Source organism: Streptomyces liliiviolaceus, from assembly GCF_018070025.1.
Lineage (GTDB): Bacteria > Actinomycetota > Actinomycetes > Streptomycetales > Streptomycetaceae > Streptomyces > Streptomyces liliiviolaceus.
This window is the reverse complement of the sequence record NZ_JAGPYQ010000001.1, coordinates 3,614,141-3,628,565: the sequence shown is the minus strand read 5'-3', so window position 1 is coordinate 3,628,565 and position 14,425 is coordinate 3,614,141. Positions and strand designations below refer to the sequence as shown.

The following is a 14,425-nucleotide window of genomic DNA, read 5'->3' as shown; positions in this document are numbered from 1 at the left end:
GTAAAGCACTCGCGGGAGCCCGGGCGCACCGGGCTGAGAGGGAGGCTGGGACGGCCTCCGACCGTACGAACCTGATCCGGGTCATGCCGGCGAAGGGAGGGGCTGGACGCCCATGTCGCGTACACCGCAAGCACCCCCGAGCACCCCGACCACCGACGTCCTGGTCGTCGGAGGCGGGATCATCGGTCTGGTCACCGCCTGGCGGGCCGCGCAGCGCGGGCTGACGACCGCGCTGGTGGATCCCGAACCCGGCGGCGGCGCCGCGCAGGTCGCAGCCGGGATGCTGGCCGCCGTCACCGAGCTGCACTACGGCGAGGAGACCCTGCTCGGCCTCAACCTGGCCTCGGCGCAGCGTTATCCGGACTTCGTCGCGGAGCTGACCGAGGCGGCCGGCCAGGACCTCGGTTACCGCAGGTGCGGCACGCTGACCGTCGCGCTCGACGCCGACGACCGCGCCCACTTGCGCGAACTGCACACCCTGCAGAGCCGGTCGGGCCTGGAGTCGGAGTGGCTGAGCGGCCGCGAGTGCCGCCGTCTGGAGCCGATGCTCGCGCCCGGGGTGCGCGGCGGACTGCGGGTGGACGGCGACCACCAGATCGATCCGCGAAGGCTCGCCGCGGCCCTGGTCACGGCCTGCGAACGGGCCGGAGTGGCCTTCCACCGGACGTGGACCGAGCGCCTGACCGTCGCGGGGGGCCGCGCGGCCGGAGTCGTCACAACGGACGGCACCGGACTGTCCGCGGGGCAGGTCGTCCTCGCCGCGGGCAGCCTCAGCGGACGTCTCGCGGGGGTGCCCGAGGACGTACTGCCGCCGGTGCGGCCCGTGAAGGGGCAGGTGCTGCGGCTGGCCATGCCGGAGCCCGCCCCCACGTCGAAGGGCCCGAGCGCGCCCTTCCTGAGCCGGACCGTGCGCGCCGTGGTCCGCGGCAGCCACGTCTATCTCGTGCCGCGCGAGAACGGCGAGCTGGTCGTCGGCGCGACCAGCGAGGAGCTGGGCTGGGACACCACGGTGACCGCGGGCGGTGTGTACGAACTGCTGCGGGACGCCCACGAACTCGTCCCCGGCATCACCGAGCTGCCGCTCACCGAGACACGCGCCGGACTGCGCCCGGGCTCCCCCGACAACGCGCCCCTGCTCGGTCCCACCGGGCTTCCCGGGCTGCTCCTCGCCACCGGCCACCACCGCAACGGCGTGCTGCTCACCCCGGTCACCGGCGACGCCCTGGCGCATGCCCTGACCACCGGTGAACTCCCGGAGGTGGCGCGTCCGTTCACCCCGGGCCGGTTCGACGCCGCCGCACTCACGGAGCAGCCCGTATGAGCGTGACCGTCCTCGTCAACGGGGAGCGGCGGGAACTGGCCGCCGACACCGCTCTCGACGCCCTCGTGACCGCTCTGTGCGCGGCCCCCTCCGGTGTCGCCGCAGCCCTCAACAAGACCGTCGTCCCGCGCACGCAGTGGCCGACGACCCTCCTGCGCGAGGGAGACCGCGTCGAAGTCCTCACCGCCGTCCAAGGAGGCTGACCCATGGCCGACGACCCCTTCGTCCTCGGCGGTACGTCCTACACGTCCCGTCTGATCATGGGCACCGGCGGTGCCCCCAGCCTCGACGTCCTGGAACGCTCGCTCGTCGCGTCCGGCACGGAGCTGACGACGGTCGCCATGCGGCGTGTGAGCCCCGGGTCGCACGGCTCGGTGCTGTCCGTGCTCGACCGGCTCGGCATCCGCGTACTGCCCAACACCGCGGGCTGTTTCACCGCCGGGGAGGCCGTCCTGACGGCCCGTCTCGCGCGCGAGGCGCTCGGCACGGACCTCGTCAAACTGGAGGTCATCGCCGACGAGCGCACCCTGCTGCCCGACCCGATCGAGCTGCTCGACGCCGCCGAGACCCTCGTGGACGACGGCTTCACGGTCCTCCCGTACACGAACGACGACCCGGTCCTCGCCCGGAAGCTGGAGGACGTGGGCTGCGCCGCGATCATGCCGCTCGGGTCGCCCATCGGCTCGGGGCTCGGGATCCGCAACCCGCACAACTTCCAGCTGATCGTGGAGCACGCGCGCGTGCCGGTGATCCTGGACGCGGGGGCGGGCACGGCGTCGGACGCGGCGCTCGCCATGGAGCTGGGGTGCGCCGGGGTGATGCTCGCCTCGGCGGTGACCCGGGCGCAGGAGCCGGTCCTCATGGCCGAGGGCATGCGGCACGCGGTCGAGGCCGGGCGCCTGGCGTACCGGGCGGGGCGGATTCCGCGCCGTCACTTCGCCGAGGCCTCGTCCCCGACGGACGGAATCGCGCGGCTCGACCCGGAACGACCCGCTTTCTGACCATTGGCCTGAACATCCGTCCGTATCAAGGCGCCGCAGGGCGGTGCGGCCGGTGCGAGGTGCGTCACAGGTCGGCTTCAGTACCGCCCCGGAATCGCCCGCACGGGCGGCTCCGTCAGTGGTGGCTCGTACACTCACCTGCGTGGATACGACCCTTCAAGACCCCTTGGTCGGGCATGTGCTCGACGGTCGGTATCGCGTCGACGCCCGCATCGCGGTCGGCGGGATGGCCACGGTCTACCGGGCCGTGGACACCCGTCTCGACCGGGTGCTCGCGCTCAAGGTGATGCATCCGACCCTGGCGGCCGACGTCTCGTTCGTCGACCGTTTCATCCGCGAGGCCAAGTCGGTGGCCAGGCTCGCCCATCCGAACGTGGTGCAGGTCTTCGACCAGGGGACCGACGGCCCGTACGTCTATCTGGCGATGGAGTACGTGGCCGGATGCACCCTTCGTGACGTACTGCGCGAGCGGGGGGCGCTCCAGCCGCGGGCCGCGCTGGACATCCTGGAGCCGGTCCTCGCCGCGCTCGGCGCCGCGCACCGCGCCGGGTTCGTACACCGCGACATGAAGCCGGAGAACGTCCTGATAGGGGACGACGGCCGGGTGAAGGTCGCGGACTTCGGTCTCGTACGGGCCGTGGACACGGTCACCCACACCACGGGCGCCGTCCTGGGCACGGTGTCGTATCTCGCGCCGGAGCAGATAGAACACGGCACGGCCGACCCCCGCGTGGACGTGTACGCGTGCGGCATCCTCCTCTACGAGATGCTGACCGGCGACCGTCCGCACTCGGGCGACTCGCCCGCCGCGGTGCTCTACAAGCACCTCCACGAGGACGTGCCCGCCCCGTCGGCGCTCGTGCCGGACCTCGCCTACGAACTCGACGAGCTGGTCACCTCGGCGACCGCGCGCAACCCCGGGGTCCGCCCGTACGACGCGGTGGCGCTGCTCGCCCTGACCCTGGACGCGCGCAACGCCCTGAGCGACGACCAGCTGGACGCCGTGCCGCCGGGCGCCCTCGCCGGGGACCGGTCCGGCGCCGACAACCGTACGAGCGTGATCCCGCGCTCTCTGTCGGTGCCCCGGCTCCTCCCGGTGAACGAGGACGACGCGGAGCTGCACCGCACGAGCTTCCTGCCGTCCCCGCCTCCCGAGCCGCCCCGGCGCGTCCGTATGAGGGCGCCCCGACGGGGTGTGCTCGCGATCGTCGCCGCGGTACTGCTGATCCTCGGCGTCGGCGCGGGGGTCTGGTACATCAACTCCGGTCAGTTCACCGAGGTCCCCGCGGTGCTGGACAAGACGGAGGCCGAGGCCAGGAAGAGCATCGAGGGCGCCGGCCTCGACGTGAGGACGAAGAAGGCGTACAGCGACACCGTCAAGCTCGGCAGGGTCATCAGCACCGACCCGAAGCCGACCACCCGCATCCGCGACAACGGCTCCGTGACGCTGACGATCTCCAAGGGCCCCAACACCGTGCGGGTCCCGGACCTCAAGGGCTTCGTGCTCAGCAAGGCCAAGGAGCGGCTGGAGAAGGAAGGGCTGGCGGCCGGCATGGTCACCAAGGCCTTCAGCGAGGACGTCGTGGTGGGCCAGGTGATCAGCACGAAGCCGGGGGCGGGCACCGAGCGCCGCGGCGGTTCGGCGATCGCCCTCGTCGTCAGCAAGGGCAGCCCGGTGGACGTGCCCGACGTGCGCGGCGACGACGTGGAGGACGCCAGGCAGGAGCTGGAGGAGGCGGGTCTGACGGTCGAGGTCGCCTCCGGGCGGATCACCTCGGACTACGAGGCCGGTCAGGTCGCCGAGCAGACGCCCGCTCCGGACAAGCAGGTGGCACAGGGCGCCACCGTCAAGCTGACGGTCTCCAAGGGCCCGCCGCTGGTCGAGGTCCCGGACGTCGTGGGCGACAGCGTCGACGACGCCAAGCAGGAGTTGGAGGACGCCGGGTTCGAGGTCGAGGAGGACCGCGGTCTGCTCGGGCTCTTCGGTGACACGGTCGACAGCCAGTCGGTCGAGGGCGGCGAGCAGGCGCCCAAGGGATCGAAGATCACCATCAAGATCCGCTGAGCCCGGCTCGTCGGGCTTCCGGGGACATGGCCGCCGACGGGGCTGCCGGGACCGCGTGACACCCTTGGAGGGTGAGCACTCAGCAGTCCCGCAACCCCGTCGGCGGCCATGTCCCCGTCGCCGGAGGCCTCGCCTCCGTCGGCCTCTCGTACGCGCGTGAGCTGGCCGCCGAGACCGTCCAGGTCTTCGTCGCCAACCCGCGCGGCTGGGCGACACCGCCCGGGAACCCGGCCCAGGACGAGCAGTTCCGCGCCGCCTGCGCCGAGGAGTCCATTCCCGCGTACGTCCACGCGCCCTATCTGATCAACTTCGGTTCGCACACCGAGGCGACGGTGGAGAAGTCGGTGGAGTCGCTGCGGCACTCGCTGCGCCGGGGGCGGGCGATCGGGGCGCTGGGCGTGGTCGTGCACACGGGCTCGGCGACCGGCGGCCGGGAGCGCTCGGTGGCGCTCCGGCAGGTGCGCGAGCGTCTGCTGCCGCTGCTCGACGAGCTGACCCACGACGACGACCCGTTCCTGCTCCTGGAGTCGACCGCCGGCCAGGGTTCCTCGCTCTGCTCGCGGACCTGGGACTTCGGGCCGTACTTCGAGGCGCTCGATTCCCATCCCAAGCTCGGTGTCTGCCTGGACACGTGCCACATCTTCGCCGCGGGCCACGACCTCACCGGGCCCAGCGGGATGCACCAGACCCTCGATCTGCTGGTGGACACGGTCGGCGAGGGCCGGCTGAAGCTGATCCACGCCAACGACTCCAAGGACGTGGCGGGCGCCCACAAGGACCGCCACGAGAACATCGGCGCCGGTCACATCGGCGAGGACCCGTTCCGCGCCCTGATGACCCACCCCGCCACCGAGGGCGTACCGCTGGTCATCGAGACGCCCGGTGGCAAGGAGGGGCACGCGGCGGACGTGGAGCGTCTGAAGAAGCTCAGGGACGGCTGAGCGGACACACCCCGCTCCCCCCCGGCGGGTGAACTCCCTTGAGGGAATACCCCCGGGGGGTATATGGTTCCGATCCTGGGACAGGAACCGTCACTCACCGTTGGGGGCTCTGATGCAGCACGACGGACACCCGCACGCGAGCTGGTCCATGGCCGTGAGGGCCACTCTGCACTGCCTCACCGGATGCGCCATCGGCGAGGTGCTCGGCATGGTGATCGGCACCGCGCTCGGCTGGGGTTCCGTGCCGACACTGGTCCTGGCGATCGCCCTGGCCTTCTTCTTCGGTTACGCGCTCACCCTGCGCGGCGTCCTGAAGGCGGGTGTCGACCTCAGGGCCGCGATCCGGGTCGCGTTCGCCGCGGACACGCTCTCCATCGCCGTGATGGAGCTGATCGACAACGGCGTGATCGTCGTCTGGCCGGGCGCGATGGACGCCGGGCTCGGGGACGCGCTGTTCTGGTGGGTGCTGGCGATCGCGCTGGCCGCCGCGTTCGTGGTCACGACGCCGGTCAACAAGTGGATGATCGGCCGCGGCAAGGGTCACGCCGTGGTGCACCAGTACCACCACTGACCAGGCGAAACAGCGGAAGCCAGGGCGGGCGGAAACCGGAACGGACGGGAGCCCGGACGGTCAGAGCTCGGGGCCGTCCCCGGGCTCCTCCTGGTAGGAGTAGCGCTGCTCGCGCCAGGGGTCGCCGACGTTGTGATAGCCGCGCTCCTCCCAGAAGCCGCGGCGGTCGGCCGTCATGTACTCCACGCCGCGGACCCACTTGGGGCCCTTCCAGGCGTACAACTGCGGCACGACGAGACGCAGCGGGAAGCCGTGCTCCGCGGTGAGCAGTTCGCCGTCCTTGTGGGTGGCGAAGATCGAGCGCTCGGACGCGAAGTCGTCGAGGCGCAGATTCGAACTGAAGCCGTACTCCGCCCAGACCATGACATGGGTGACGGCGGGCGCCGGCGGGGCGATCTCCAGGATCGTCCTGGTCGGCACCCCGCCCCACTCCGCGCCGATCATGCTGAACTTGGTGACGCAGTGCAGATCGGCCACGACCGTCGCGTACGGCAGTGCGGTGAACTCGTCGTGGGTCCAGCAGTACTTCTCGCTGTCGGCGGTGGCGCCGAAGATCCTGAACTCCCAGCGCTCGGGGCGGAACTTGGGTACGGGCCCGTAGTGCGTGACCGGCCAGCCCCGCTGCAGTCGCTGCCCCGGCGGAAGCTCCGACTGCGCTGCTTCCCCAGATTCACGACCCACCGGCTGACCCATGACTCCATCCTGACAGACCCGGAAAGGTGGACATGACCAGGTCCGCACCCACTCGGTCAATCGCGACAACTGGGACTAAGCCAGTACTTACTTACTAAGCATGCACTTACTGGACGATCTTCAACGCCGGTGCAATCATGCGGCGCAACCCACCAGTTCCCCACGCCTGGAAGGAGCCTTCGCGATGCAGGGCGACCCCGAGGTTCTCGAATTCCTCAACGAGCAGCTGACCGCCGAGCTCACCGCGATCAACCAGTACTTCCTGCACGCGAAGATGCAGGAGAACTTCGGCTGGACGAAGCTGGCGAAGTACACGCGGCACGAGTCCTTCGACGAGATGAAGCACGCGGAGCTGCTGACCGACCGCATCCTCTTCCTGGACGGCCTGCCGAACTACCAGCGGCTCTTCCACGTCCGGGTCGGCCAGACGGTCACCGAGATGTTCCAGGCGGACCGCCAGGTCGAGGTCGAGGCGATCGACCGGCTCCGGCGCGGCATCGACCTGATGCGGGCCAAGGGCGATGTCACGTCCGCGAACATCTTCGAGTCGATCCTCGCCGACGAGGAGCACCACATCGACTATCTGGACACCCAGCTGGAGCTGGTGGAGAAGCTCGGCGAGGCGCTCTATATCGCACAGCTCATCGAGCAGCCGGAGAGCTAGGACCAGGGAGTCGGGGAGCCCGAGAACTTCGGAAACCCGGGACGGAACAGAGCCGTGACGGAGCCGGGGCCGGACGGGCTAGGCCGCCTCGTCCAGCCGCCCCTCGCGGCGACCCGCTTCCACGAGCGCCGGCATGTCCCGCTTGGCCGCGTCCCGGCCGGGGAGGGCGCCCCGGCCCAGCAGTGCCTGGATGCGCCGGACGCAGGATCCGCAGTCGGTGCCCGCCTTGCAGGCGGACGCTATCTGCCGGGGGGTGCAGGCGCCGTCCGCCGCGTGCTTCTTCACCTGTGCCTCGGTCACTCCGAAGCAGTTGCAGACGAACACGCGGTTCCACCTCCCGACGGGATTCGTAGGTCGTGCCATCCCGAGGATCGGTGAGGCTAACCTAACCTTACCCGCCGAGTCCGAGCCGCAAAAGTGCGGTGGGGCGCGGATCGTTTGTGATCCGCGCCCCACCGCACACGCCTGTAACAGCCGGAACAGCTGCTGGTCCGCTACTGGTCCCGGTACATCTCCGCGACCAGGAATGCCAGGTCGAGCGACTGGCTGCGGTTCAGCCGGGGGTCGCAGGCCGTCTCGTAGCGCTGGTGCAGGTCGTCGACGAAGATCTCGTCGCCGCCGCCCACGCACTCGGTGACGTCGTCACCGGTGAGCTCGACGTGGATGCCGCCCGGGTGCGTGCCGAGGCCCTTGTGGACCTCGAAGAAGCCCTTGACCTCGTCGAGCACGTCGTCGAAGCGGCGGGTCTTGTGACCGGAGGCCGCCTCGTAGGTGTTGCCGTGCATCGGGTCGGTGATCCAGGCGACGGTCGCGCCCGAGGCGGTCACCTTCTCGACCAGCTCGGGCAGCTTGTCGCGGACCTTGTCGGCGCCCATCCGGACGATGAAGGTCAGCCGGCCCGGCTCGCGCTCCGGGTCGAGCCGCTCGATGTACTGCAGCGCGTCCTCGGCCGTGGTCGTCGGGCCCAGCTTGATCCCGATCGGGTTGCGGATCTTCGAGGCGAACTCGATGTGCGCGCCGTCCAGCTGCCGGGTGCGCTCACCGATCCACACCATGTGGCCGGAGACGTCGTACAGGTGCCCGGTGCGGGAGTCGACCCTGGTCAGCGCCGACTCGTAGTCGAGGAGCAGCGCCTCGTGGGAGGCGTAGAACTCGACGGTCCTGAACTCCTCGGGGTCCGCCCCGCAGGCGTTCATGAAGTGCAGCGCCTGGTCGATCTCGCGCGCCAGCTGCTCGTAGCGCTGACCGGACGGCGAGGTCCGTACGAAGTCCTGGTTCCAGGCGTGCACCTGGCGCAGGTCGGCGTAGCCGCCGGTGGTGAAGGCGCGGACCAGGTTGAGCGTGGAGGCGGAGGCGTTGTACATCCGCTTCAGCCGCTCGGGGTCCGGGACCCGGGCCTTCTCGTTGAAGTCGAAGCCGTTGACCGAGTCGCCGCGGTATGTCGGCAGGGTCACGCCGTCGCGGGTCTCGGTGTTCTTGGAGCGCGGCTTGGAGTACTGGCCGGCGATCCGGCCGACCTTCACGACCGGCACGGACGCCGCGTACGTGAGGACGGCGCCCATCTGGAGCAGGGTCTTGAGCTTGTTGCGGATGTGGTCGGCGGACACGGCGTCGAAGGCCTCGGCGCAGTCGCCGCCCTGGAGAAGGAACGCCTCGCCCTTGGCGACAGCTCCCAACCGGGCGCGCAGCTGGTCGCACTCGCCGGCGAAGACGAGCGGCGGATACGACTCAAGGTCCGCGATCACTTCGCGCAGAGCCTCGGCATCGGGGTACTCGGGCTGCTGCGCCGCGGGCAGGTCTCGCCAGGTGTTGCCAGCGCTCGCGCTGGACTTAGCGTTCACGGTCACGGCGTCAACATTACGGGGTCGTGTCGGGCATCCCTCCCCATGCTCATCAATTGAGACGGATCGCGCTCGATCGAAGCGCCGCGAACCGGCCACCGTCCGGACCGATCCTGCGGCGGATCCGGCGTGGGGTAGGGTGCGGCGCATGTTCGCGCATCCGACCCAGAACCAGAACTGGTGGTGGACCGCTCACCCGGCGGCCCACTGACTGCGCGTACGCAAGACTTCGCGAAGGCCGCCCGAGGGGCGGCCTTCGGTGTTTTCGCGACCGGGACCGTTCCTCACGACCTCTCGCCCACCTCTCATCCGCCGAGAAGCCGAGACGCCGAGAAGGAACAGGGACCCATGAACCTGCTCGATCTGCTGGACGATCCCCGCCCGTTCGCCCTGCTGCGCCGCCGCACGCCGGGCCGCCCCGCCGAGAAGGCCGACACCGTCGAGCTGCTGCTCGGCCCCGTCACGGAGCACGAGCGGCTGGCCGACCTCCCCGAGGGCCTCGCCCTCGTCCCGTACCGCCAGATCCGCGAGCGCGGCTTCGACGTCCACGACGACGGCACCCCCCTGTCGGTGCTCGTCCCGGAGGAGTCGTACGAGTTCTCCCTGGAGCAGGTGCTGGCGGAGCTGCCCGCGCACGACGTGCGGGTCGAGGACGGCGGCTTCGACGTCGCGGACGAGGAGTACGCGCGGATCGTCGGGCGGGTGCTGCGGGAGGAGATCGGGCGAGGCGAGGGCGCGAACTTCGTCATCCGGCGGACGTACGAGGGGTCGGTCCCCGGGTTCGGACGGTCCGACGCGCTGGCGCTCTTCCGGCGGCTGCTGGTGGGCGAGCGGGGGGCGTACTGGACGTTCGTCGTGCACACCGGGGAGCGGACGCTGGTCGGGGCGAGCCCCGAGGTGCATGTGCGGATGTCCGGCGGGACCGTCGTGATGAACCCGATCAGCGGGACGTACCGCTATCCCGCCGAGGGGCCGACGCCCGAGGACCTGCTGGAGTTCCTGGCCGACGGCAAGGAGATCGAGGAGCTCTCGATGGTCGTCGACGAGGAGCTCAAGATGATGTGCACGGTCGGTGACATGGGCGGGGTCGTGATCGGGCCGCGGCTCAAGGAGATGGCCCATCTCGCGCACACCGAGTACGAGCTGCGCGGCAGATCGTCGCTGGACGTGCGCGAGGTGCTGAAGGAGACCATGTTCGCCGCGACCGTCACCGGGTCGCCGGTGCAGAACGCGTGCCGGGTGATCGAGCGGCACGAGGTCGGCGGACGCGGCTACTACGCCGGGGCCCTCGCCCTCATCGGGCGCGACCCGGGCGGCGCCCAGACCCTCGACTCCCCCATCCTCATCCGGACCGCCGACATCGACGGCGGCGGACGGCTGCGCGTACCGGTGGGCGCGACGCTCGTGCGCGGGTCCGATCCGGCGGGCGAGGTCGCGGAGACGCACGCGAAGGCGGCGGGCGTACTGGCCGCTCTCGGCGTACGCCCCGGGCGGCCGGGCGGGGAGAAGGCGCGGGCGCCCCTCGCGGACGATCCGCGGGTGCGGGCGGCGCTCGACGGGCGGCGGGCCTCGCTGGCGCCGTTCTGGCTGCGGATGCAGGAGCCGTCCGCCGAGCTGTCGGGCCATGCGCTCGTCGTGGACGGGGAGGACACCTTCACGGCGATGCTCGCGCATCTGCTGCGCTCGTGCGGACTCGCGGTGACCGTGCGGCGGTACGACGAGGCGGGCCTGCGGGAGGCCGTCCTCGCCCATGAGGGCCCGCTGGTGCTGGGCCCCGGCCCCGGCGATCCGTCCGACCTGGCGGACCCGAAGATGGCCTTCCTGCGCGGCCTCACCGCGGAGGTGCTGCGCGGGCACCGGCACGGCGTCCTGGGTGTGTGCCTGGGCCATGAGCTGATCGCGGCGGAGCTGGGTCTGGAGACCGTGCGCAAGGAGATTCCGTACCAGGGCGCCCAGACGGACATCGAGCTGTTCGGGCGGACCGAGACCGTCGGTTTCTACAACAGCTTCGTGGCGCGCTGCGACGACGAGGCCGCGCTCGAACTGGCGGCCCACGGCGTGGAGGTCGCCAGAAGCCGGGGCCAGGAGGTGCACGCGCTGCGCGGGCCGGGCTTCGCCGGGGTGCAGTTCCACCCCGAGTCGGTACTGACCCTGCGCGGCACGGACGTCGTACGGGAGCTGCTGGTTCAGGTACGGGCCGGGGCGGGCACCAGCACGTTCTCGGAGCGGCGGCCCGCCAGGTAGTCCAGGACGTTGCGCACCGTGGTCCCGATGATCTGGCCGACCGCGTCCACGGTGTAGTACGCCTGGTGGGAGGTGACGACGACGTTCGGGAACGTGACCAGGCGGGCCAGGGTGTCGTCGTCCACCACTTCGAGCGACTTGTCGAGGAAGAAGAGTCCGGCCTCGGCCTCGTACACGTCGAGGCCGACGCCGGTGAAGCGGCCGGCGCGCAGTTCGGCGACGAGGGCCCGGCTGTCGATGAGGCCGCCGCGGCTGGAGTTCACCAGGATCGCGTCGTCCCTCATCGTGCGCAGGGCGGCGGCGTCGATCAGGTGCTGGGTCTCGGGCAGCAGCGGTACGTGCAGGCTGACGAGGTCGGACTCGGCGAGGAGCCGCTCCTTGGACACGTACTTCATGCCCAGTTCCACGCAGGCGGGGTTCTCGGCGGCGTCCCAGCCGAGCAGGTTCATCCCGAAGCCATGGGCGATACGGGTGAACGCCTCGCCGATCTTGCCGGTGCCGAGGATGCCCGCGGTGCGGCCGTGCAGGTCGCGGCCCATCAGCCCGTCGAGCCGGAAGTCGAAGTCGCGTGTGCGGTTGGAGGCGCGGACAATGCGGCGGTTGACGGCCATGGCGAGGGTCCAGGCGAACTCGGCGACGGAGTGCGGCGAGTAGTACGAGACCCGGGCGACCGTCATGCCGAGGCGTTCGGCGACCTGGAGGTCGATGTTGTTGAAGCCGGTGGAGCGCTGGGCGACCAGCTGGGTGCCGCCGGTCGCGAGGGTCTGCAGGACGGGGCTGCCCAGTTCGCAGTTGACGCTGGTGGAGACGGTCTCGTAGCCGGCGGCGATGGGGGCGGTGTCCTCGTTGAGGAAGACGTCCAGGCAGCGGACGCCGTGGTGGCCCTCCGCCCGGAAGGCCTCTTCGAGGAGGGGCTTCTCATCGGCCTGGACGCCGAAGGCGAGGATCTCCACGGGGCCCTCCGGGGGTTGGCGGGTGTTTGTTGGCGTACCCCGCCGAATATACGAACCCCGACCGGTTCTCGCCCCCGCCGCCCCTACCCGTTCCCGTCCACGACTCGGGGGCCAGCCCCCGAACCCCCGGTCCTCAAACGCCGGACGGGCTGAAAACGATTCAGCCCGTCCGGCGTTTGAGGACGAGCGCGAAGCGCGATAAGGGGGCGAGGGGCGCAGCCCCATGCGTGGACGGGAACGGGTAGGGGCGGCGGGGGCGAGGGAAAGTCAGCCGAAGAAGACGCCGACCTCCTCGTACAGTCGTGGATCCACCGTCTTCAGGCGGGCCGTCGCCTCCGCGATCGGGACGCGCACGATGTCGGTCCCCTGGAGCGCGACCATCTTGCCGAAGTCCCCGTCCCGCACGGCCTCGATCGCATGCAGCCCGAACCGCGTGGCCAGCCACCGGTCGAACGCACTGGGAGTACCACCTCGCTGCACATGCCCGAGAACGGTCGTCCGCGCCTCCTTCCCCGTACGCCGCTCGATCTCCTTGGACAGCCACTCCCCCACACCCGACAGCCGCACATGCCCGAAGGAGTCCAGCGACCCGTCCTTGAGGACCATGTCGCCGTCCTTGGGCATCGCCCCCTCCGCGACGACCACGATCGGCGCGTACGAGGCCTTGAAGCGCGAGGTCACCCAGGCGCACACCTGGTCGACGTCGAAGCGCTGCTCCGGGATGAGGATGACGTTCGCGCCGCCGGCGAGTCCCGAGTGGAGCGCGATCCAGCCCGCGTGCCGCCCCATCACCTCGCACACCAGTACGCGCATGTGCGATTCCGCGGTGGTGTGCAGCCGGTCGATCGCCTCGGTCGCGATCCCGACGGCGGTGTCGAAGCCGAAGGTGTAGTCGGTGGCGGACAGGTCGTTGTCGATGGTCTTCGGTACGCCGACGACGGGCACCCCGTACTCGTCGGTGAGACGCGCGGCGACCCCGAGGGTGTCCTCCCCGCCGATCGCGATCAGGGCGTCGACCTCGCACTTGGCGAGGTTCTCCTTGATCCGGCGGATGCCGTTCTCGGCCTTGAGGGGGTTGGTGCGCGAGGAGCCGAGGATGGTGCCGCCGCGGGGCAGGATGCCCCGCACGGCGGGAATGTCGAGCCGGACGAAGTCGCCTTCCAGCGGACCCCTCCAGCCGTCCCGGAAGCCGGTGAAGTCATAGCCGTACTCCTGCACGCCCTTGCGGACGATGCCCCGGATGACGGCGTTGAGCCCGGGGCAGTCGCCGCCTCCGGTCAGTACTCCGACCCGCATGGAAAGTCCCTTCGCCATGGTTGGCTGATGGAACTCACGCTAATAGTGATCCAGGTCACTCCAGGAGAGGGCGGAAGGTCAATTCCGATGCAATGTGCGGGAGTTGATCACCCGTCATCACTCGTTGGTGTGTATCGGTGGGTTTACGCGTCGTCGAGGCCCCGCTCTATGGCATAGCGCACCAACTCCACGCGGTTGTGCAACTGGAGCTTGCCCAGGGTGTTCTGGACGTGGTTCTGCACGGTGCGGTGGGAGATCACGAGACGCTCGGCGATCTGCTTGTAGCTCAGGCCCTTGGCCACCAGCCGGAGCACCTCGGTCTCCCGGTCGGTGAGCTGCGGGGCCCTCGGCTCGTCGCCGCCGGTGGCGGGACCGGGGTCGGAGGCGAGTCTGCGGTACTCGCCCAGGACCAGGCCCGCGAGGCCCGGGGTGAAGACGGGGTCGCCGACGGCCGTGCGACGCACCGCGTCGATCAGCTCCTCCGTGGAGGCCGACTTGAGCAGATAGCCGGTGGCGCCGGACTTGACCGCCTCCAGGACGTCGGCGTGCTCGCCGCTCGCGGAGAGGACCAGCACGCGCAGCGCGGGGTTGAGGCCGACGAGTTCCTTGCAGACCTGCACACCGGGTTTGGCGGGCAGGTTCAGGTCCAGCACGAGGACGTCGGGTCCGGCGGCCTGGGCCCGGCGCACCGCCTGCTCGCCGTCGCCCGCGGTCGCGACCACGTCGAACCCGGACTCGGCGAGGTCCCGGGCGACGGCGTCGCGCCACATGGGATGGTCGTCGACCACCATGACCCTGATCGGGCCCTGTCCCTGCCCCTGCTCCGTTGCCTCTC

15 protein-coding genes and 1 riboswitch are annotated in these 14,425 nt (G+C 70.5%); of the genes, 9 read left to right on the top strand and 6 right to left on the bottom strand.

The genetic code is table 11. The annotated features are described in order from the left end of the window. Position 1: 1 nt before the first annotated feature. Positions 2-115, top strand: a riboswitch (TPP riboswitch). The 6 genes from thiO (at position 113) to J8N05_RS15825 (ending at position 5,899) form a co-directional block, all read left to right on the top strand. Then, positions 113-1,321 (top strand): glycine oxidase ThiO, encoded by a 1,209-nt coding sequence (gene thiO, locus J8N05_RS15850; RefSeq protein ID WP_210883404.1) that lies wholly within the window; start codon positions 113-115, stop codon positions 1,319-1,321. Its footprint overlaps the riboswitch before it by 3 nt. Continuing rightward, positions 1,318-1,524: a sulfur carrier protein ThiS gene (gene thiS / locus J8N05_RS15845; RefSeq protein WP_210883402.1), complete on the top strand. Its 207-nt coding sequence runs from the start codon at positions 1,318-1,320 to the stop codon at positions 1,522-1,524. The genes thiO and thiS overlap by 4 nt, the downstream gene beginning before the upstream one ends. 3 nt (positions 1,525-1,527) lie before the next feature. Next, positions 1,528-2,322 carry a thiazole synthase gene (locus J8N05_RS15840; RefSeq protein WP_210883399.1) on the top strand — a complete coding sequence of 265 codons (795 nt, stop codon included), beginning with the start codon at positions 1,528-1,530 and terminating at the stop codon, positions 2,320-2,322. A 142-nt stretch (positions 2,323-2,464) separates the two neighbouring features. Then, entirely contained in the window at positions 2,465-4,387 is a 1,923-nt protein-coding gene (pknB, locus tag J8N05_RS15835) for a Stk1 family PASTA domain-containing Ser/Thr kinase (RefSeq protein WP_210883396.1), read from the top strand. 71 nt (positions 4,388-4,458) lie between these two features. Then, positions 4,459-5,328: a deoxyribonuclease IV gene (locus J8N05_RS15830; RefSeq protein WP_210883394.1), complete on the top strand. Its 870-nt coding sequence runs from the start codon at positions 4,459-4,461 to the stop codon at positions 5,326-5,328. 112 nt (positions 5,329-5,440) lie between these two features. Beyond that, the gene (locus J8N05_RS15825; protein WP_210883393.1) at positions 5,441-5,899 is read left to right on the top strand and encodes a DUF4396 domain-containing protein; all 459 of its coding nucleotides are present in this window, start codon (positions 5,441-5,443) and stop codon (positions 5,897-5,899) included. Positions 5,900-5,959: 60 nt separating this feature from the next. Here the strand turns inward: J8N05_RS15825 and J8N05_RS15820 are convergent, their stop codons facing one another. After that, complete coding sequence (locus J8N05_RS15820; RefSeq protein ID WP_210883392.1) at positions 5,960-6,592, bottom strand: sulfite oxidase-like oxidoreductase; 633 nt, start codon at positions 6,590-6,592, stop codon at positions 5,960-5,962. Positions 6,593-6,776: 184 nt separating this feature from the next. Here J8N05_RS15820 and bfr point away from each other — a divergent pair, with 184 nt between their 5' ends. Further along, the gene (gene bfr, locus J8N05_RS15815) at positions 6,777-7,256 is read left to right on the top strand and encodes a bacterioferritin (protein ID WP_210883391.1); all 480 of its coding nucleotides are present in this window, start codon (positions 6,777-6,779) and stop codon (positions 7,254-7,256) included. Between the two features lie 78 nt (positions 7,257-7,334). Here the strand turns inward: bfr and J8N05_RS15810 are convergent, their stop codons facing one another. Next, positions 7,335-7,580 carry a (2Fe-2S)-binding protein gene (locus J8N05_RS15810; protein WP_407699911.1) on the bottom strand — a complete coding sequence of 82 codons (246 nt, stop codon included), beginning with the start codon at positions 7,578-7,580 and terminating at the stop codon, positions 7,335-7,337. A 170-nt stretch (positions 7,581-7,750) separates the two neighbouring features. Beyond that, positions 7,751-9,103, bottom strand: coding sequence for a class II 3-deoxy-7-phosphoheptulonate synthase (locus J8N05_RS15805; RefSeq protein ID WP_210883389.1), 1,353 nt, complete (start codon positions 9,101-9,103; stop codon positions 7,751-7,753). A 142-nt stretch (positions 9,104-9,245) separates the two neighbouring features. Between J8N05_RS15805 and J8N05_RS48120 the strand changes: the two genes are divergently transcribed. Both J8N05_RS48120 and J8N05_RS15795 read left to right on the top strand, forming a co-directional pair. Continuing rightward, positions 9,246-9,308 (top strand): trp operon leader peptide, encoded by a 63-nt coding sequence (locus J8N05_RS48120; RefSeq protein WP_152776879.1) that lies wholly within the window; start codon positions 9,246-9,248, stop codon positions 9,306-9,308. Positions 9,309-9,445: 137 nt separating this feature from the next. Next, positions 9,446-11,341 (top strand): anthranilate synthase family protein, encoded by a 1,896-nt coding sequence (locus tag J8N05_RS15795; RefSeq protein WP_210883384.1) that lies wholly within the window; start codon positions 9,446-9,448, stop codon positions 11,339-11,341. Here J8N05_RS15795 and J8N05_RS15790 read toward each other — a convergent pair. The 3 genes from J8N05_RS15790 to J8N05_RS15780 all read right to left on the bottom strand — a co-directional run bounded on the left by J8N05_RS15790 (position 11,284) and on the right by J8N05_RS15780 (position 14,381). After that, entirely contained in the window at positions 11,284-12,294 is a 1,011-nt protein-coding gene (locus tag J8N05_RS15790) for a 2-hydroxyacid dehydrogenase (protein ID WP_210883382.1), read from the bottom strand. The genes J8N05_RS15795 and J8N05_RS15790 overlap by 58 nt on opposite strands. Before the next feature lie 267 nt (positions 12,295-12,561). Further along, positions 12,562-13,590 (bottom strand): 6-phosphofructokinase, encoded by a 1,029-nt coding sequence (locus J8N05_RS15785; RefSeq protein ID WP_107017450.1) that lies wholly within the window; start codon positions 13,588-13,590, stop codon positions 12,562-12,564. A 143-nt stretch (positions 13,591-13,733) separates the two neighbouring features. Then, the gene (locus J8N05_RS15780; RefSeq protein WP_107017805.1) at positions 13,734-14,381 is read right to left on the bottom strand and encodes a response regulator; all 648 of its coding nucleotides are present in this window, start codon (positions 14,379-14,381) and stop codon (positions 13,734-13,736) included. Positions 14,382-14,425 lie beyond the last annotated feature (44 nt).

Coding starts and splice junctions, on each gene's coding strand:
- J8N05_RS15820 (WP_210883392.1), bottom strand. CDS start 6,592: ATGGGTCAGCCGGTGGGTCGTGAATCTGGGGAAGCAGCGCAGTCGGAG.
- thiO (WP_210883404.1), top strand. CDS start 113: ATGTCGCGTACACCGCAAGCACCCCCGAGCACCCCGACCACCGACGTC.
- thiS (WP_210883402.1), top strand. CDS start 1,318: ATGAGCGTGACCGTCCTCGTCAACGGGGAGCGGCGGGAACTGGCCGCC.
- J8N05_RS15780 (WP_107017805.1), bottom strand. CDS start 14,381: ATGGTGGTCGACGACCATCCCATGTGGCGCGACGCCGTCGCCCGGGAC.
- J8N05_RS15825 (WP_210883393.1), top strand. CDS start 5,441: ATGCAGCACGACGGACACCCGCACGCGAGCTGGTCCATGGCCGTGAGG.
- J8N05_RS15840 (WP_210883399.1), top strand. CDS start 1,528: ATGGCCGACGACCCCTTCGTCCTCGGCGGTACGTCCTACACGTCCCGT.
- bfr (WP_210883391.1), top strand. CDS start 6,777: ATGCAGGGCGACCCCGAGGTTCTCGAATTCCTCAACGAGCAGCTGACC.
- J8N05_RS15785 (WP_107017450.1), bottom strand. CDS start 13,590: ATGCGGGTCGGAGTACTGACCGGAGGCGGCGACTGCCCCGGGCTCAAC.
- J8N05_RS15795 (WP_210883384.1), top strand. CDS start 9,446: ATGAACCTGCTCGATCTGCTGGACGATCCCCGCCCGTTCGCCCTGCTG.